The sequence below is a fragment of the Brevibacillus sp. AG genome (assembly GCF_028369215.1).
GTDB lineage: Bacteria > Bacillota > Bacilli > Brevibacillales > Brevibacillaceae > Brevibacillus > Brevibacillus porteri.
This window is the reverse complement of the sequence record NZ_JAQMYO010000004.1, coordinates 417,259-435,435: the sequence shown is the minus strand read 5'-3', so window position 1 is coordinate 435,435 and position 18,177 is coordinate 417,259. Positions and strand designations below refer to the sequence as shown.

The 18,177-nt window shown below is 45.3% G+C and carries 25 protein-coding genes; 2 read left to right on the top strand and 23 right to left on the bottom strand.

All coding sequences use genetic code 11. The features are described from left to right. Positions 1 to 7: 7 nt before the first annotated feature. The 23 genes from POF51_RS32185 to POF51_RS13250 form a co-directional block, all read right to left on the bottom strand. Positions 8 to 349, bottom strand: coding sequence for a head fiber protein (locus POF51_RS32185; protein WP_442869547.1), 342 nt, complete (start codon positions 347 to 349; stop codon positions 8 to 10). Positions 350 to 361: 12 nt separating this feature from the next. Continuing rightward, positions 362 to 1,573: a phage major capsid protein gene (locus tag POF51_RS13355; protein WP_271755586.1), complete on the bottom strand. Its 1,212-nt coding sequence runs from the start codon at positions 1,571 to 1,573 to the stop codon at positions 362 to 364. Between the two features lie 41 nt (positions 1,574 to 1,614). Further along, positions 1,615 to 2,211, bottom strand: a complete 597-nt coding sequence (locus tag POF51_RS13350; protein ID WP_271755585.1) for an HK97 family phage prohead protease — start codon at positions 2,209 to 2,211, stop codon at positions 1,615 to 1,617. Then, on the bottom strand, positions 2,204 to 3,499 hold the full coding sequence (locus POF51_RS13345; RefSeq protein WP_271755584.1) for a phage portal protein: 1,296 nt from the start codon (positions 3,497 to 3,499) through the stop codon (positions 2,204 to 2,206). Before POF51_RS13345 ends, POF51_RS13350 begins: the two co-directional genes overlap by 8 nt. Before the next feature lie 14 nt (positions 3,500 to 3,513). Beyond that, positions 3,514 to 5,274: a terminase large subunit gene (locus tag POF51_RS13340; protein WP_271755583.1), complete on the bottom strand. Its 1,761-nt coding sequence runs from the start codon at positions 5,272 to 5,274 to the stop codon at positions 3,514 to 3,516. Further along, positions 5,267 to 5,890: a terminase gene (locus POF51_RS13335; protein ID WP_271755582.1), complete on the bottom strand. Its 624-nt coding sequence runs from the start codon at positions 5,888 to 5,890 to the stop codon at positions 5,267 to 5,269. The genes POF51_RS13340 and POF51_RS13335 overlap by 8 nt, the downstream gene beginning before the upstream one ends. 70 nt (positions 5,891 to 5,960) lie before the next feature. Further along, complete coding sequence (locus POF51_RS13330) at positions 5,961 to 6,242, bottom strand: hypothetical protein (protein ID WP_271755581.1); 282 nt, start codon at positions 6,240 to 6,242, stop codon at positions 5,961 to 5,963. Positions 6,243 to 6,396: 154 nt separating this feature from the next. Further along, positions 6,397 to 6,747: an HNH endonuclease signature motif containing protein gene (locus POF51_RS13325; protein ID WP_334312665.1), complete on the bottom strand. Its 351-nt coding sequence runs from the start codon at positions 6,745 to 6,747 to the stop codon at positions 6,397 to 6,399. 489 nt (positions 6,748 to 7,236) lie between these two features. Next, entirely contained in the window at positions 7,237 to 7,860 is a 624-nt protein-coding gene (locus POF51_RS13320; protein ID WP_271755580.1) for a hypothetical protein, read from the bottom strand. Between the two features lie 26 nt (positions 7,861 to 7,886). Next, positions 7,887 to 8,087 (bottom strand): hypothetical protein, encoded by a 201-nt coding sequence (locus tag POF51_RS13315; RefSeq protein ID WP_271755579.1) that lies wholly within the window; start codon positions 8,085 to 8,087, stop codon positions 7,887 to 7,889. A gap of 46 nt (positions 8,088 to 8,133) precedes the next feature. Next, positions 8,134 to 8,847 carry a hypothetical protein gene (locus POF51_RS13310; RefSeq protein WP_271755578.1) on the bottom strand — a complete coding sequence of 238 codons (714 nt, stop codon included), beginning with the start codon at positions 8,845 to 8,847 and terminating at the stop codon, positions 8,134 to 8,136. 17 nt (positions 8,848 to 8,864) lie between these two features. Further along, on the bottom strand, positions 8,865 to 9,029 hold the full coding sequence (locus tag POF51_RS13305; protein WP_271755577.1) for a hypothetical protein: 165 nt from the start codon (positions 9,027 to 9,029) through the stop codon (positions 8,865 to 8,867). 36 nt (positions 9,030 to 9,065) lie between these two features. Then, a complete protein-coding gene (locus POF51_RS13300) occupies positions 9,066 to 9,728 on the bottom strand; it encodes a hypothetical protein (RefSeq protein ID WP_271755576.1) in 663 nt (220 codons plus the stop codon). Positions 9,729 to 9,750: 22 nt separating this feature from the next. After that, positions 9,751 to 10,527 carry a Rha family transcriptional regulator gene (locus tag POF51_RS13295; RefSeq protein WP_271755575.1) on the bottom strand — a complete coding sequence of 259 codons (777 nt, stop codon included), beginning with the start codon at positions 10,525 to 10,527 and terminating at the stop codon, positions 9,751 to 9,753. A gap of 141 nt (positions 10,528 to 10,668) precedes the next feature. After that, a complete protein-coding gene (gene dnaB / locus POF51_RS13290) occupies positions 10,669 to 12,048 on the bottom strand; it encodes a replicative DNA helicase (RefSeq protein WP_271755574.1) in 1,380 nt (459 codons plus the stop codon). Next, positions 12,041 to 12,868, bottom strand: coding sequence for an ATP-binding protein (locus POF51_RS13285; protein ID WP_271755573.1), 828 nt, complete (start codon positions 12,866 to 12,868; stop codon positions 12,041 to 12,043). Before POF51_RS13285 ends, dnaB begins: the two co-directional genes overlap by 8 nt. Beyond that, complete coding sequence (locus POF51_RS13280) at positions 12,801 to 13,568, bottom strand: conserved phage C-terminal domain-containing protein (RefSeq protein WP_271755572.1); 768 nt, start codon at positions 13,566 to 13,568, stop codon at positions 12,801 to 12,803. Before POF51_RS13280 ends, POF51_RS13285 begins: the two co-directional genes overlap by 68 nt. Continuing rightward, positions 13,565 to 13,810, bottom strand: coding sequence for a hypothetical protein (locus POF51_RS13275; protein ID WP_271755571.1), 246 nt, complete (start codon positions 13,808 to 13,810; stop codon positions 13,565 to 13,567). Before POF51_RS13275 ends, POF51_RS13280 begins: the two co-directional genes overlap by 4 nt. After that, a complete protein-coding gene (locus POF51_RS13270) occupies positions 13,807 to 14,097 on the bottom strand; it encodes a hypothetical protein (protein WP_271755570.1) in 291 nt (96 codons plus the stop codon). Before POF51_RS13270 ends, POF51_RS13275 begins: the two co-directional genes overlap by 4 nt. Beyond that, a complete protein-coding gene (locus POF51_RS13265) occupies positions 14,090 to 14,371 on the bottom strand; it encodes a hypothetical protein (protein ID WP_271755569.1) in 282 nt (93 codons plus the stop codon). The genes POF51_RS13270 and POF51_RS13265 overlap by 8 nt, the downstream gene beginning before the upstream one ends. 144 nt (positions 14,372 to 14,515) lie before the next feature. After that, positions 14,516 to 14,671 (bottom strand): hypothetical protein, encoded by a 156-nt coding sequence (locus tag POF51_RS13260; RefSeq protein ID WP_271755568.1) that lies wholly within the window; start codon positions 14,669 to 14,671, stop codon positions 14,516 to 14,518. 23 nt (positions 14,672 to 14,694) lie between these two features. Continuing rightward, positions 14,695 to 14,949 carry a helix-turn-helix domain-containing protein gene (locus POF51_RS13255; protein WP_271755567.1) on the bottom strand — a complete coding sequence of 85 codons (255 nt, stop codon included), beginning with the start codon at positions 14,947 to 14,949 and terminating at the stop codon, positions 14,695 to 14,697. A gap of 827 nt (positions 14,950 to 15,776) precedes the next feature. After that, positions 15,777 to 15,995: a helix-turn-helix domain-containing protein gene (locus POF51_RS13250; RefSeq protein ID WP_271755566.1), complete on the bottom strand. Its 219-nt coding sequence runs from the start codon at positions 15,993 to 15,995 to the stop codon at positions 15,777 to 15,779. Between the two features lie 209 nt (positions 15,996 to 16,204). Between POF51_RS13250 and POF51_RS13245 the strand changes: the two genes are divergently transcribed. Together POF51_RS13245 and POF51_RS13240 are read left to right on the top strand one after the other, a co-directional pair. Continuing rightward, positions 16,205 to 16,585: a helix-turn-helix domain-containing protein gene (locus tag POF51_RS13245; protein WP_271755565.1), complete on the top strand. Its 381-nt coding sequence runs from the start codon at positions 16,205 to 16,207 to the stop codon at positions 16,583 to 16,585. 241 nt (positions 16,586 to 16,826) lie between these two features. Then, positions 16,827 to 18,170: a recombinase family protein gene (locus POF51_RS13240; RefSeq protein WP_271755564.1), complete on the top strand. Its 1,344-nt coding sequence runs from the start codon at positions 16,827 to 16,829 to the stop codon at positions 18,168 to 18,170. The last annotated feature ends 7 nt before the right edge of the window (positions 18,171 to 18,177 follow it).

Genomic DNA, 18,177 nt, shown 5'->3' with positions numbered 1-18,177 from the left:
GCCTCCCTTATGTCATGATGCCTGCTGCCCGTAATTTTGCGAGTAATGCGTTGAAATCTGCAACCAGTCCAGCGACATCCGTTGCTGTACTATCAGCCTGCGCTGCTGCTTTGGTGGCAGTCAACTTTCCATTCAATGACTTGGTTGCATCCGTTCCTAACTTGGCAATGGTGACAGCCCCATTCGCGAGCTTTGCCGTAGTGATGGAAGCATCCGCAATTGTAGTGCCTCCACCCCCAAGGTCAATCTCAACACCATCTTTTAAAATTTTCCCTTCGCCTACGATCTCCAGCACGCCGCCAATGGTCAGTGTGTCAGGACTCGAATGATTCTTTGTCTGGTAACCCACGGCATTTCCTCCTTATGCGTTCACCGGAACGCCTGTCAGGATTACGATAGCGTCTTCGTTGGCAGGCTTACCGTCAAAACGTTGGATAACCCGTGTCAAGGTGGTGTCGTTATCAAATGCATCCCCGCCAACATCGGTCGTTTTCGCTTCCAGGGACTTACGATCAAAGAAGTAGTAACCCGCCTCGAAGTTACCAAAGGCAATCTTGGTAGTGAGATTCGTAGTTCCCTCGTTTTTGATTTCGTCAAAAACTTCTACCGGGTAACTAAATAGCGTGAAAACGTCTGCTTTGGTTGGATCAGGAACCAGGACACTCTTTCCGTCAGCGTACTTCATATCTGCCAGCGCTTCGGTTGCAGCAGTATTCATGACCCACTTCGCTCCGTTACGATATCCCTTGTCCACCATGTTTTTCAGTTTCCGCAAGGTTTTGATGTCTAACTCTGTGCAAGGAAGTGTCTTGTATTTGTTGGTTACGAAGATTCCCTCACAAGAATCCTCGCCACCGATCCCGTAAAATACCTCATCGTTCTCTGTATTCAGAGAAATTTCGGTATACCAGTCACGCAATTCTTCTGAGATATCAACCGCACTGTCTGCCATTAAATCATTCGTCGCCTCAAAGATACCTGCATAACGATGCACCTTGTATTTGACCTCCGCATATTGCGGTGTCTCCATTTTCTTGATTGGCTGTTTCTCGTCAACATTATTCATACGTAGGTTCGTGCCACGGCGCTTTGCTCGACTGCCAGACAGAGTGCCTACAGGCTTTACCCCTACCAAGTTACGAATGGTCTGCTTTGTCTTTTTCTGCTTGATGATCTCTTGGGAAATGTCCTCCGGTACGAGAATACCGCCCGCTGCCTTATCTCCTTCGGACATGGATCGGGCCTGCATCTGCATTTCCTTAAAGGCACGCTTTTCATCGTCGGTCAACTCTGCATCTTTCCCATGTTTGAGATACTTGTCAAACGCACTACGATGTTCTTTTTTCAAATCGATCTCTTGACCAAGGTCATCTTCTTGCGTTGCTGCTGGAACAGTCGTTGCAGGCGTGTCCACTTCTCGTAGCTCCTGGAGTAAATCGATTTGTTTCCGTAGGTTTTTTGCTGCATCTGCGGCAGAGCGAGCTTCTTCCAGTTTGTTTTCACTGGTAAAACTACGAGCTTCGTCCAATTTTTCTGCCAGTTGCTGGCGTAGTTCGCGTTCTTTTTCGTCCATGAGTAGGACCTCCTTTTATTTGGGCAATAAAAAAACGACTATCAGCTCAAGCTGAGTAAGTCGATTTCGAGTAACAACTTTTCTTTTTCGTGTTTCCGTTGTTCTTTTGTTGTGATCCCCAACTGATCGATGCTGCGCTGAGACACTTCACTGTCTGGATACGCCGGGAATGGCGTTGGTGACACCTCGCGTAAGTCAATGTCGATCAGCGTCCGTTCGTAGACATCCTCATCTTTCAAGTATGTAAACGAATCTTTTCGGACACCAAAACCAAAGCTCATTCCATCTACATCCCCGCGTTGGATGGACTCAGCCGCATCCTTTCCCCATGTGCTATTAGGCAAATCACACTCAAAACGTAAACCGATGTGATCTTCCCAAAGTCGAAGGGTTTGGTTTTTCGTAGACCCTAATACAAAGTCGCTTCGATGATTCCAAAGGGCTTTGATTACATTCTCGGAAAGGCTTCGAGCAAAAGCGCCTTTGGCTACCTTCTCGTAAAACTCGCCCCAAATCAAATGACTACGCTGATTAAACTTGACGACATATCCTGAAATGGTATTCGTTGATCCGTCTTCGCCTGTACTACGAAATTCAATGCTTTCGACTGGCAAATACCGGACTTCTATTTTATCCACCACTCTCACCTCCTTTCGGCGCCTCTCTACCGAGGCCCGCTTTTAACAATTGGTACTGGTCCATCTTGTCCAGACTTACATAGTTCAAGCTAACAAAATGCTTATCGCCCAGCTCCCCGATGCTGGAGCGTTCCTCTAATTCGCGTACCTCGTTTATGGTATAAGCACCCATCGCAATCATTTCTCTGTAGAACTGCGCCCGGCTACTACTATCGCCGCGAAGTTCGGTTGTCAGATTAAATTTTACATAGTACCGTTTTCGTTCCATTTCCGTGAACAGTTTATAAATTAGCTCTTGCTCCCAATTCGTAATGATCGGTTGCAAGGTGCTTTTCACATACTCCAGAGACTGGTGTTCGATGTTGGAGAAGGTCGCTTTGTCCATTAAGCCAAGCTTGTGTGGTGGAATCTTATAGATTTTCGCTACCTCACCGATCCCGAACTTATGCGTTTCAATGAACTGAGCATCATCCAGGTTCATACCCAAGCTTTGATAGTCCAAACCAGCATCAAGAATAGCAATGCGATGGGCGTTACTGAGTCCCGAATTTACCTTTTGCCATTCATCCCGTATTTTGTCCTTGGCTGGTTTGTCGAGACTTCCTGGAACTTTCAAGATGCCTCGTGTTGTTGTCCCGTTTGCATAAAAGGAACCAAGGAATTTCTTCTGAGCCTGTTGGACTCCGATCTCTTCACGGATGACGGCTATGGGCGTGATGCCTTTTAACCCGCCCCGACTGATAGACTTGAGATGCAAGATATCGGCAGCGCGAATTTTTCTTGTCTCGCCACTCGGCAGAGTGGTTGCATACCATAACTCGCCCGTCAACGGATCAAGGTGTACATCGGTTTTGGATGGATCGAGAGGCCAAAGCGCCTTTGGCTGTCCGTTATAGGGACCGCTCTCGTGCCACTCGATATTCGCGTAGGCATTTCCCCAAGCAACCAAATGTACTTGAAGCAACTCCTTAAAGGTGTAGGCGCTCATATGCGGGTTAGGCCGGATTCCCAGTAACTTTGCAACAGGGTGGGAATCATCCTTTTCCAACCCGCTCCCACGCTTTTTAAAGACCTGAATCGGCAGCTTTCCTATGTCCCCGCCCAAGATCGATGCACAAGTATAAACGTTGCTATTCAACAGAGCTGATGAGCTTGTAACCCTAACCCCACTGGATGTCTTGGCACTCCCACCGAGAAGGTCATAGAACCACTGTTTGGGATTTAATAGATTCGATAATTCGCTTGAACGCTGCTCCCACCATCGACGGAAATATCCCTTTCGTCTCATACTTCACCTCCTCCCTAGAACGAAAAGTCATCGCTCATAATGTGGCTGTTCAGGTCTATTGTTCGATGTGACATGACCAGCTTATGGCAATCGATTACGGCATCTACCGGGTCGATACGTTTGGTCTTTGCGGTCGGGTCCTTATCGATCTTGATTTCACCAAAGCTATTGCTGACGGTCTTCGCGTTTGCCATGCTCCAGGTAAGCAACTTGTTTCGTTTGTCATAGATGACGTTCCCCGCCTCTACTTCGAGCCTGAAATCCACCGTTGCATCATTGAGGCTCTTTGCGCTCTGCGTGATTTCAACACAGTCCACACCGAACTCTTCCAGATCAGACAAAAAGGCATCCGCATTATGTGGGTCATATGCGATGCCTTTGAGTTTCAAGTTGTATTTGGTTATCAAATCACGATAGTACCGGATGATGTATTTGTAATCGGTTTTGACACCGCCTAATGTTTCAGTAGGGGTCAGCAGCCCTTCCATGATCCACATATCATACGGAGCATGATCCGTTTTTACATGTTCGGCGACACGCTTGGCTGGTATGAAACTATGGGAATGGATATAGTATTTCTGGCACACGCCGTCCGTCAGTGGAAATTCCAGCGCTCCAGAAGTAAGGTCGCCGCCAGAAGACAAGTCAAAGGCAAGGAAGCACTCTCGCCCTGCCATATCCTCAATCGTTGTATCGGATTCGCAAGCCTTCCAGTGTTCCATGTTCATATACTGGTTGTCGGCATACATAACCCAGCGATTAAGCGACTTGGTCAAGAAGTTGCGTAGTTCCCCACCTTGCATCTGCTTCGCCTTTACTGCATCGGCACGCAAGCTTACCAGTGTTTCAGGCGTCCAAAGTGGGTTTGCCTTGGGCCAATTGGCCTCGTCCCAAATATCATCGTCTTTGTCCAACTCACAGATGAAAACAAACTGCGTCTCATCCTGGTGAGCACCGGACAACACCATTTTGCAGTATTCATACAGCTCATAACACGGACTGTTAATATCAAAGCCTGCTGTTGTAATGACTGAAATAAGACATTGTTTGAGTTTCTTCGTCCCGTCAGAGAGCAGCTTATACATCTGATTGTCTTTGTGTAGGTGGTACTCGTCCACGCTGGCGAAGTATGGCCTGAATCCGTCAATCGATTTTGTGTCCCGGCCTAACGCTCTAATTTCGCCGTTCGTTACTTTGCATTCGATCTTCGCTGCGTATTCCTTGACGACGAATAATCCCTCATCGAATTTCGTCCCGCTTAGTTCTTCGTCAGCATTAATGAACTTGATGCATTCTTTTAAGACGATTCGCGCTTGCAGCTCTTTGGTAGCAGTACAATAAACCTGCGGGTAATTGTATCCATCGAAGTTCCCATAAAAAAGAGCAGGAACAGCGTTCCCTAATGACTTACCGTTCTGGCGTGCTACCTGTACATATGAGGTACGAAAACGCCTGTAGCCGTCTTCTGTTACCCAGCCATTCCAGCTCCCGAAAATGAAATCCTGAAAGCCCCACAACTCAAGAGGCTGCTCCTCCTCACCCTCGGCAATCGTAAGCGATTCAGCAAACTCGATAATCTCGTGGGCTTTCTCTGGATTCCAAACATAGGGAAATTCTTCTGTCCCCTGTCTTTTCAAATCGTTCAGGTGCCGCTCGCACGCTTGGCGCTGGGTCAGTCCCGCTACGATCTCACCATTTACGACAGCCAGTGCGTAGGCAGTTACACGATCGCATTCTTGCACTGTATTGTAAGGATATCTCTGTGCGCTAACCACCTCGACCAGCCCCAAACTTCCCAAACTTGCTGGCTGGCTTCTCTTCCTTCTTTGGCTTCGGCACGCTCTTGACTTTAGACAACGGATTCAGGAAAAGCCGATCCTGCATTTTGATCAACATATCCATCTTCTTGTTGATTGCCGTTTCAATTTTAAGTATGCCTTCGATAGAAGCCAGTTGAGAGAGATACATTTGGGCTTTTAATCCGAACGCCCTCACGTCCTCATCGTTTGCAGCCGCTTTTTCATAAATCCCCTCGAAATATTCCTCAAAAACGTCCTGATTGATCGCAATTTTTTCGAGTTTTTGATACTGATTTAACAGTTTTTCATACTCCGAATATGTCCGGCAGTACATCGCCAGCAGCCCTACATCCGAGCTGGTAAGCAGCTCAATATTTTGCTCGGCTGCCACTTTGTACTCCTTCAAACATTGCTTCCAATGAGAGAAGGCAATCACGTCATTTTTCACAAACGATGGGGGTTTCAGCTTATCCAAATCACTTTTCCCAAGCTTGATCTCGTTGTCTTTTCTTGCTTGAATCTCTGCCTTTGTGAGTCGGTTCGGATTCCCCTCAGCGATGTGCAGAGAAATCGGTTTCCCATTCCGTCCCATCGGGTTCACCTCCCTGATTCTCTAAAAAATTGATAAAACGAGTTTTTACGCGATTAAGGGGGCACGCGGTCTACAGCACGTCTCTCGCAGGTTTTGAAGGGTGGGGGGTACTTTTCCCTTTCGAAACCACAATAGCGTCAGGTAAAGCCGCTGACAATGCTGCTTGCATCACTTGTTGAGCCACCTCCTCGGGCATCCCTTCGTGAGCTGCCGCTGTGATTGCTCCAACCATTGCATCTGTCAAAGTGTTGTACCAGGAAGCTACCTCAACATTTACAGTCAGTTCCCCTGCTGACTGCCTGCGTTTTGTCATCCAACAACGCTGACATATCTTTCGTGGCCCTGGTTCCATAACAATCCCACACCCAATACAGAGGCTATCCTCTGGAGCGGGGCCGTTTTCGCATGGCATGAATGGCCCGCCGTTACATTTCTCGCAACGCACGCCATCTAGTTTGTAACGATCACTTTTGGATTTGTGATTACAACCGATGCATCTATACCATTTACCCATTACCAAACCCTCCGTCCACTTTCGCTGTCTTCCTACTATGGCAAGTGCCACATAACCCCTGCCAATTCTTTTCATCCCAAAACAAAACCACATTACCCCTATGTGGAGTGATGTGGTCAACGACTGTAGCTGCCTTTACTTTTCCTATGTCAAAGCAATCCTTGCACAATGGATTGTCACGGAGAAACCTCGCCCTCGCTTTTCTCCATTTAGCGTCATAGCCTCTCTGAGCTGCTGTACCCCGCTCCTGGTTGTAAAGCTGCTCTTGATTCTTATGGTCCTCGCAGTATTTGTCTGATGTCAGCTTAGGGCATCCTCGCTTACGACAGAATTTTTTCAGCACAATCACTTCTCACCTCTCTTGTAAATAGATTTTTAGTCGAACAACCTCCGAGTCCAATTTTCTTATATCTTAGCTATCTCGAAAACTATGATATCGCGTTTCAACAAAAAATTTGGAAGGAGCGCGATAGGTATGTTTAAGAGATTTACGGAGTTTTTGAAGAGGACAAGTATTTCACTTGTAATCAGGTTCAAGTTTCTTCGGAACCGAGAGAACATTGAAACTTTTTTTGAGTTTCTGGATTTGCTTATTGAGCTAATCAAATTGTTTCTGTAGTTAACTGGCAGCATTGCCGCCTTGTTAGTCATGCTGCTTTGTTTTCTGACCTGCCACACAAAGAAACAGCCGCCTGGTTCTATACCAGTGCGGCTTATTCATCGTGCGTTGACTCGATTATAAAACAATTGATTAAACCACGGGAAAAACGTGCAAAGTGTTCAAAATGTCTTTTTTGTCTTTTTTGTTCAAAGTGTCCGGTAAAAGAAAAGATCAGCACGCATTGTGCTGATCCTCCCCATACATGGCCCGAGCCATTTTCTTAATAAGCTCCCGCTTGATCTCGTTTAAACGTGTGCGGGATACACCAACATGACGAGCTATCATATTCATCCGAACGCCGTCCATAATGCATTCCAATACTGCCCGTTCCTTATCGTTGGAAATTGAATCTGCCGCCCGATCAACCCGCTGTATGCTTTCCTCCAGCTTTTTCAGGCGCTTCCAGTGCCGCTCCCGCTTCATGACCTCTCGACTCGTTTTGTCGCTCGTCACGCCTTTACCTTTGGGGAGAGACGCTTCGATACCATATGCTCCGATTGTTCCCTCTCCAGCGCTCTTTAAATACCATTTGATACGATCGATCTCGCGCAAGCTGAATGAATAGTCCCTGATCTCGTCCTCTGTTCGTTGTATCCACTCCATTGCTGGCTCCAAATTCTTGTACGCCAAGTGTCCATCATCATGCAAGTCATGTTGGTTGATGTCCGTTTTATCCCACTCAGGGCAGGTCACGATTTTACCAACGTGAAGGTTATGGACACTACAGATCGATTTCTTGCCCCATTGAGTAGCAGGGCATTTTTCGCAAACACGTTCGATCAGCTTATCGTTCACCTACACCGCCTACCCTTTAAATATTTTCAAATATCTACCCCTCTGGCTTTCACAATCTCCAATGCCTGTTGTGCATTGAAGCCTGCTGCAACCAGTGCATCAAATCGTGCCTTAAACAACTTCGAGGATTCTGCATACAATTTGATTTGGAAAGGCATTTGCGCCACTAAATCGTCGATTAACATTTGCCATTCAATTGGTGTTAGCTTTCCGTTAGGCTTATCCATTACTCACTCACCTCATCACGCTGTTGATCCTATCGTAAGCCTCTGACTACCGGACTGGGCTTTTAGCCCGCTCCTGCTGCGACTTAAAATGATTGATCCAGAGGTTATCAGCTTTGAAGTAGTTTCCGTACTCGTCTTGATTTGGGAAGCCCTGCGCTGTAGCGTCTCGCCTTACATACATCGTCTTACAATGTGGGCACTGAACCGATTTTTGTCTAACGGGGATCCATCGATTACTACGTTTCCCGCAAGCAGCGTTTTTGCAATACACCCTTGTCCGGTAATGCTCAACATCGTTTATGATTTTCACATCGTTGTTTTCTTCTGCTGTTGTCCCATCTGTGAAGCCAACCGCCTCTCCATCATCTGACATCGACTGTTCAAGCAGCGGCCCCAACTTCTCGGCTAGTGATGTTGTAAGTGTCCGGCTTGCATTGACAAAGGTGACTTGTTTAGGGATTGGCGTAGCGGGCGCCTCGGTTATTCCGATGCTGTCCGTTAAGTGGACATCATCTTTTGCATCAGCTTTCTCGGGTTCCGGTGTTTTACCGGAACCACTCTTTTTAAAAGGGTTTGCTGGCGTCTTTTCAGCTATTGCCTTGATGTAAGCAGTTGGAACGTCAGGAGCGATGGTAGGTAATGGTGTGCCGAATACTGCAAATACTCCACGGATGATTTCGAGAACCTGGGTGTTGTTTGGTTTAGCGATTTCCAGCGATACGCTTTTTTCATTTTGAATTACAACAACTTTTACGCTCATGGTAAGAGCCCCCTTGTTTAGTTGATCAATCCGTTTTTCTCTTCCGCCTCGATTGCCATTTCATCTACATGCCCTGATAGGCACCCCAAGCTGCAATAATGATCGACAGATGGCTTCTTGCTTACCAGTATCCACTCAGGTTTGTCCCCCACGATCTCTTCATTGCAAAATGCACATTTCATACTATCCCTCCTTATTTGTGAGTGAAGAGCAGGAGATTAATCCACTTGCAAAACGTGTGCATTGTAGTCTTTGTTGGCTTGCCCGATTAAAAGGGCCAGTTGCTCCAGGTTGACAGCCCGTTTATCGAATGCGTTAGCTGTTTGAGTCCTGCCTACTCGTAAATGCATAGCTGCTTTGTTCTTGCTTTGATCCGCTTCGCGGTGGATTCCCGATACAGTATCTAACACAGTGTCAAAATCAAGGCTTCTTAAAAAGCAGATCAGTTCTTGTTCTTCTAAGGTGAAAGCAGGATTACTGTTTTCGTTATCGCCAACGGTGGCATCGTAGTTACTTGCTTCTTCAATTCCTTCTGGAGTGATAATGCTACTATTGAACCAAGCAGTATAATCGGTGTCATTTGCCATAACAGCCACCGTGATTTGGGAGCTAGAAATAAATTTACTAAATGAATGATCTCTCAAACCAAAAGCAAAATCTGTTTCTCCCAGCTTTACAATCAGAGTATCTCCATCTCCCTCAACTGGCGGGTCACCCTCTAGGTATTCAACGTCGACGTTTACCCCTGTTATACCAATAAACGGATCGTTTCCATTCCCCTTGTTAAATTCAAGGCTGCATGTTGCTCCATACTTCTTCATTACTTCGAATAGGTGCATTGCTTCTCCAGCGTTTGAATTAATCATTTGAATTGTTGTCATATAAATCCGCTCCTTTAGTGGTTTAGTTAAAAATTCGTTCACTTTTTGCTTTAGCTAACATTCCGACGAGAATAGAGTGAAACTTGTCCAGCGCACCCATTCTCACCATGACGTCGATTCCGTTGACCATTTTTTTGAGTGTTGATTCGGCATATGGGCGGCCGATGCTTTTGATTCGATCAGCATTAATCTTGTCCCGCTCCCGCTGCACCCGCTCCAAGACGTTAATCCCATGTTGATCCTTCATAGTATCGTAGATGCGGTTGTATATTTCGTTGTGGCCCATTCGAGTCCAGCGAGAGTATTCGTTAATTAGATCGACTACCTTGGCTGCATCTGGCACAGCCGTCAGATTGACGGTTATAGTTTCAAAGCCACTCTTTAGCGCCTTGAGTTCCTGATCGCGCCGGGCATCCTCTTTTTCCTTCTGAACTGCCTGATTTGCCAGGAAAGCAACCATTTCCATTGTTGTCAATTGCGGTTGTGTTTGTTGGGCAATTGTTTGCTCCAACAAATTAAAGGCTTTTATATAGTCCTCTTTGAATCTTCCGGCATCCTTTCCGGTATAACCCATAACCAAGAAGGTAAACCCGTCTCGAGTCATATCTACCTTGGGATAAACTCGTCCTCTTTCATTCGTATAGATTGACTCCTCAAAATTGAGGAGTCGGAACTCACTACTGCAATCGAGGTTTCGTATATCTCGTAATACGTTGTCGTGGGTTTTCCCGAATTTTTCAGCGACTAACAAACTATCTGTTACGACTTTTCCATTCCCGATGAAAACGAGCTTGTCCAACGGCTTTCCCTCCTTGGAATAGTTTTTGGAATAATTTGAGTGGATATTGACAAAGGTCATTACAACCAATTCGCCTAAAACTCGAGAATTTTACAACCAGCCATTCAATGAAATAGGTAACTCATTTCAAAACAATCTTTCTCATTGCCGCCACTGCGTTTCCCGCCCCTCTGGTTCATCGTCAATTGTTTGTTGCTTACCAAAACGATGATCGAGACTCACGAACTTATTGAACTCCTTGAGGAATGCCAGCTCCACCGTTCCAATAGGTCCGTTCCGTTGTTTCGCAATGATGACCTCCAAGATGTTCTTGTTTTCCGTTGCTTTATCGTAGTAATCATCACGATAGAGAAAGGCGACCAAATCTGCTTCTTGCTCAATTTGACCGGACTCACGTAAGTCACTCATCATCGGCCGCTTATCCTGTCGCTGTTCTACGCCGCGACTGAGCTGAGAGAGCGCGATCACAGGGACTTCCAACTCACGAGCCATGCTTTTGAGTGTACGGGCTATCTCAGACACTTCCTGCTCTCTGCTTCGCCCTGGCTTGTCCATCCTAATTTTCGTTAGGTAGTCAATGATGACCAAGCCAAGTCCTTCTTGCTGCTTCATACTCCGGCATTTTGACCGAAGCTCTCCAAGAGCGATCTCAGGCGTATCGTCTATATAGATGTTCGTCTTGGAGACGATACCCAAGGCGTGCGTCAAACGAATCCAGTCATCCCCTTCCAGCCAACCGCTTCGTAGCTTTGAGGCGTCAATATTGCCTTCCGCACACACCATTCGTGTCACAAGTTTTCCAGCACTCATTTCCAATGAGAAGATCATGATTGGTTCACTTATACTCTTCGAGGCGTTCTGTGCGATATTTAGCGCCAGAGCTGTTTTTCCGATTGATGGTCGAGCCGCCAGAATGATCAAATCTTGCTTATGAAATCCGCTTGTCATTTTGTCCAAGTCCGGATATCCAGACGGAACACCAACCGTCCTGCCGCGCTGTTGAAACGTTCTGTCAATGTCCTCGTAGGCTTCAAGCGCAATCTCTTTAATCGGGCGTACAGAACGTTTCTTGCCACGATCCCGAACCTCTGCAGCCAGTTTCTCGGACTGAGCAAGCACTTCATCGACATTTTCATTGTTGAGGCTGTCCTTGTACGCTTGGTAGTTAATTTCAATCAGCTTTCTGCGCCGAGCCTTGTGTAAAACGATCCCTGCATAGTAGTCAATATTCTCTGCTGTCGGAGTATAGCTGACCAATTCCGTAATGTATGGGACGCCCCCCACGTTATCGAGCGCCTTCTTTTCTTGTAAATGACTTGTTATCGTTACCAGGTCAATCGGATCGCCTTTCTCGTACAAGTCAGCCATGCCTTGATAGAGGACTTGATGTCGTGTCCGGTAGAAATCCATAGCCGTTAACTCATCGATGACTTTTGCAATAGCAGGGGGCTTACAGAAGATCGCCCCGAGTATCGCTTTCTCCGCTTCTTCGCTGTGGGGCATCTCCTGAATATCAATCATGCTTCATCAATCTCCTGTTTATCTGCTCCGTGTTTTCGATGTGTAAGTCAAAGCGGCGACTGTCTCCGGTTAACTCTTCCAAAACGCTGGATTCAATAATGCGCTCCATCAAGCGAGTACCCCATCCTTTTTGGCGTTCGTTAAACCTTGCCTCCAGCTCCTTGACCGTAAAGTTTGAACCGTACAGTATGGGGCTTCTGTTCTGTCTACCGTTTAACACAGTGAACAATTCCCCCATTTCCCAATCCGCTGGAATTTCTGCGCCCAGCTCGTCGATGATCAAAACATCTGCAGCTCTGTAGGCGTTTAGGTATTCCCATTTGCCGATCGGTTTGCGAGTATGTGCAATCAAGAGTTTGGCTGTCGTATACACGACACTGATACCATGATTTCGCAATTCTTTCGTCGCCGCCGAAAGCAGATGACTCTTTCCGAGTCCGTTTTCTCCAAATAGGTAAATTCCCTTGGTTCCCCACTCCTTGATGCCGCGAGTAAAGTCCTGGATCACTTGAAAGCCACGGATTGTTCCAGGTGCCGTCTCATACTCCGCTAGAGTAGCCCTTCTAACCATTTGGTCATCATCGCTATATTCGTGTATTTCACCGTTGCGCTTGGCTCTCTCAAAACGTTTGATGTCGGCCATTTCCCGCTCCGCTTCACACTTGCATACTGGAGTTACCTGAAACTTTCCGATTACCTCGGAAAATAGCTCTATTGGTTTTAAAACTTTTCCGCAATGGGGGCAGTTCCGCTCACTTGATCCCTGCTTTTCGATACAATTCTTCACGACTTGGTGTAAGGACTGCCGAATTGGTTCCACTTGCTCCGCCTCCTTTGCCAAAAGCTTTTTGATTCAGATACCCTTCAAACTTTGGCGAAAATAACGTTTCCGGTCGGAGGTATTTAGACCATTCTGGATTGTTCAGCCATTCAGTCGTCTTGTTATCAATAACAAGCTTAAAGTCATCTATGCGGAATCCTTCGTTCCATCGAGCAGTAATAAGCTGTTTTGTTTTTTTACTGGTCGCTCGATAGCTTGTCCCTGCTTTTTGGTTTAGGTATTCAATGATTTCAGCAAAAGGGACATTATCATTATTATTTAGTAAAGATAAATACTTAGTATTATTAATACTTAGTAGTGTCGGATTTTCCACATCTGGAAACTCCACATCTGGTTTTTCCACTTCTGGTTTTTCCTGTTGTGGTTTAATCTCTTCTGGCAACTCTTCTTGTGGCGTTTCAAAAACATGTGTCTCCCATTTGACGATCTTGCCGTTTTCTTTTACCGGGAATCGATGCAGATAACCCAACTGTTTTAATTCCTTTAGCCCCGTTCTTAGACTGTCCTCACCGTCAGATGCGTGCGTAGCCAGTTCCTCTACGAAAAATGTCCAGTCGTCAGGAAGCGACAACATATAGGCGATAATGCCTTTTGCTTTCCAGCTCAAACGATCATCATGCAAGGCTGTTTTGTCCATCACAACGAAATTGTCGTTCTTTCTTACCCTGAAAATGCTCAAGTTGCGGCAGCCCCCTCTTGTTGCGGTTGTTGATAAAACTTCAAAAACAGTTCATATGCAGCCATTAGGCCGTCTTTCTTGTTTACCTCGCTGATCATACGCAACTGTTCGATGGTTAGTTTGTCTTCGAGTACAGCATCGATGATTATTTTGATCCCGCGTGCTGATGGGTCACCTTCCGCAGCTCTACGGCAGATGTCAGCATATTGTTCAGATAGGCTAAGAGCTGTTTCCTTACTCATGCAGATCGCCCACTTTCTATGGCCTTGGGAGGTGCCTGCCTGATTTCGTCGATACGTGAACGTACTGCTCGGTGCATTATGCCAAGTAAATCGTCCCGCAGATAATCTTCTCCCATCATTTCATCGAGGTTCGAAAGATATTTAACGGAGTATCTACCAAGTACTGCTTGAAACAATTCTTCTGGAGTGGAGTAATCCAGACGCTTCAAACCCAGCTCCTCGCACACCTTATCCATCAAAGCAATGAACGTGTTGAATTCAGTAAGCACATTGCTCGTATTATGCATAAGTCTCCACTCCTTTTCCTTGTTCTTGGCGAAGAAGGTCACGCTGTTTGATAGCTATATTTTTGAGATTAGGCACTAAATCACTGTTGGTTGACCCTTGAGGAGTAGAAACAATGTATACCTCTAATTCAGCCAGCGTCATGCACGACACAACCGCTTCCCACCACTCTATGATTGAAAAGCCTTTATCTGGAACGATAAACGTTGTAACATCCACTCCAACCCTTTTTGACAATTCAAGGATCGTCGTAGCTGCCTCCTCAAATGCTTCCACACTAACCCCTCCCTTTTTGTAGGAGGACAAACTTTTATGTATACATATTTGCAACATTCGCTATAATAATTAATAGCGAGGCTTGTCCTCCGTTGATTCGGTTGTCATTTCCCCTATCCGCCAAGATGAATGGAAATGACCGTCTTACCCCACCTGTTGGTAGCAGGTGGTTTTTTCTTTTTCTTGCATGTTAGCCATCTCGAGTAACCCTGCAAATGCTTCTGCGCTGATCCGGCTCTGTAACTCCGGATTAATCATGATATCCATGACCATTTCTGCTGGAGTAGCCAGGTTCTCCATCCTCTTTACACCCCCTTTCAAATTTAGGCTAGTTCCTGATTATTCATCATTGCCGCTTGCCTCTGTGCAAGTAGTGCGGATTCTGAACCGAAATGGATATGATTCCAAGAAATGAACCCATACAAGATTAAGAGTTTATCAACCGATTCATACTCTGCTCTCCCACTATCAATCTCCCAACGTTTAAGAGTACGGACGGGAATTCCAGTTTTCTCGGAAACTTCTTTCAGCTCCATTCGGCAGTTTAAGCGGGCTTCGCGTAGAGTTATCCGGTACATGCCTTGCTCACCTCCCCTCGGAATTCCATATTTACTGGAAGGACTTTCCTCCTACGCTGTCGAAATTCACAGAAACTCGTTACGGAAATTGCCCTGCTATGAAGAAATTTGTAGCTTTGCATCGGGTGAATTCATGGAAAACCTAAGTCCATCAAGGATATGGCAACCATGAGCCAAGCCGAAGGAAGTCGATGAAGGTACTTCGGAAGGTGCAACGCATAGATGGTGAGGACGACTGCCGATAAACCATCCACGAGCGCCCGACACCCTGAACCAGAGGGTGATGAGATATGCTGGACTGCAAGGAAACTTGCAGAAGTGAGGGATAAAAAGCCCACACGTTAACAAATCGATTTCTAGTTTGACTGATGAAGCATTTGGTATAAGCACCCTTTCTGACCTCGTAGGAGATACACCGTCTATTGGCTCTCTCGCGCTAGAGGGATTCACATCCGCCAACAGAATCGCTGATGATCTCAAACTAATTGGAGGTGCTGCTATTACCTTAATGGATAACTTCAAGCCAGTTGGTAATCCATCCGTAACGGGTTCCCTCTCTCATCACCCTTTGGTACAGGGTGTCCTTCCGATCTTATCTTTCAAGATGAACAACCAGTTTAGCTCCAATCATGTAAGCCGACTTTGATTAATGTTTTCTTCACTCCTTTAGAAAAAATGTAGTTACCAATCGACCGTTTCGTCGTTCCGTCTTTTGATTTAATCGATCAACATTTCCCCTCGGCCCCCAGGCACCAGACTTGTTTAGCAATTCGGACAACCCAACTGGTGCGTCTACCTCAAACCCATCAATTTTTAGCTTTGTAAGCTTAAACTGTGGCACCATCGGCATTGTCCTCTTCCCTCTCGATTACTATTTCGAATCCAAGTGCACCACAAACTTTGTTAATGCTTTCTTCATTCCACCGACGCTTACCTGAAAGCAGATCGTAAATGTATTGATTGCTATATCCCGTAGCCCGTGCAAGCTCTGTTTTTTTCATGTTGGTTTTTTCTAATGCGTTTAAAACAGCTTTTGTAAAATTCAAGTTGTGTTCACCTCCTTGATCACATTATCAAGCTATTAGCTTTATTTAACAATGCGTAAAATCAAGCAAAATGCGTGATTATTGCGGATAATCTCATCCAATCACGCAAAAAGCTTTATTTTGCTCAATTTTCCAGCTATTTGCGTGTTGTGTTATTGATAGCACAGTGATAATCTAGATACAGCAAATAGCTTTATTTAGGAGGAAATATGAGTACTCAAAATAGGATTAGAGAGGTAAGAAAGGCATTAAAAATGTCAGGGCCGGAAGTCGCTGCAAGATTAGGTATTTCAACACAGTACCTATATGACATTGAGAGAAACAAACGAGGGCTTAGTGCGGAGATCGCTGGGAAACTGTCAGATATTCTTAAAGTGACTACTGATTATCTTCTTGGAAAAACAGATGAAAATTTATATGAACATATAAGCAAAAACCCCGACTCACATGCAGAATCGGAGTTATCTGAGATACCGATTGAGAAACTAAACGGCTTCAAACTCTCATACAAAGGGACTGTTTTATCTAAAGAGGAATCAGAAGACTTGATCAAACTTATGGAGATGACGTTGAAACGCTGGAAGTCCTAATGCCTTCAAGATAGCTGTCTAACTCCCTTGTATCCACACCAATATGATTTAGGTACTTTAGTAGTTTTTCTAAATCTACTGTTTGCCCATCCAGCATAAATCTCTCCATAACGCACACTCTCCTATCCATTTTTGCGAACAAACATTCTCGTTGTTTTGTATTTTAGTACAAGTATTGTGTATAATGTTGTCGAATTGTGTCGAAAGTAAAAAATTCTTGTACTTTTAAGGAGAGAGTAACATGAAAGTTGCCATATATCTACGAGTCAGTACCCAGGAACAAGTTGATAATTACTCTATCGAGGCCCAGCGCGAACGGCTGGAGGCTTTCTGTAAAGCTAAAGGTTGGACGATTTATGATGTTTACATAGATGCCGGTTTTACTGGCTCAAATATTGATAGACCCGGTTTACAACGCCTTCTAATGGAGCTGGAAAAGGTTGATGTGGTTGTCGTTTATAAATTGGACAGGCTATCCCGTTCCCAACGTGACACATTGACACTAATTGAAGACTATTTTTTGAAAAACAAAGTCGATTTCGTATCCCTTACCGAAGCACTCGACACATCAACACCTTTTGGTAAGGCTATGATCGGCATATTAGCTGTGTTTGCACAACTGGAGCGCGAAACAATTGCGGAGCGCATGAGACTTGGGCATATTAAACGCGCAGAAGAGGGATTACGAGGAATGGGAGGAGACTATGATCCTGCTGGGTATAAAAGACAAGATGGGCATCTTGTACTCGTGCCAGAAGAGGCTCAGCACATCCAGGAGGCCTTCAATTTGTACGAGCAGTATCTTTCCATTACCAAGGTACAAAAACGGTTGAAAGAGCTTAATTATTCGGTCTGGCGGTTCCGCAGATATCGAGACATTTTATCAAACAAGCTTTATTGCGGGTATGTACAATTTGCAAACAACCATTATAAAGGTCAACACGAACCGATCATATCAGAAGAACAATTTGACCGTGTACAAGTACTCCTATCACGGCACAAAGGACGCAATGCTTTTAAAGCAAAAGAGAGCCTACTATCCGGTCTTGTTGTCTGTGGAGAATGTGGCGAGCCTTACACATCTTACCATTGTCGAGCCAAAGGTAAACACTATCGTTATTATAATTGTCGCGCAAGACGTTTTCCCTCGGAATACCCGACCAAATGCTTTAACAAGACATGGCGTTCAGAAGTTATAGAGAAATATATACAAGATGCTCTTTATTTAATGGCAGATGAAAAGAAAACGACTGAAAATGAAATTGTTACAATCGACTATGGGGCGCAATTGCGGAAGATTGACCAAAAACTCGAACGACTAATTGACCTATACTCTGACGGAAGCATAGATAAAATCGTATTAGACAAACAGGTTGCAAAACTGAACAACGAAAAGCGAGTTATTTCAGAACAACAGGCTGCTCAGACGGAACGGTCTGCACGGAGCATCGAGCGGAAACAGTTGCGTGATTATGCCATTGTTCTCGAGTCGGCTGCTTTCCCTGATCGGCAGGCCATAATTCAAAAACTGATTCGTCGTCTAACAATTTATAAGGATAGATTGGAGATTGAGTGGAATTTTTAGTATTCAT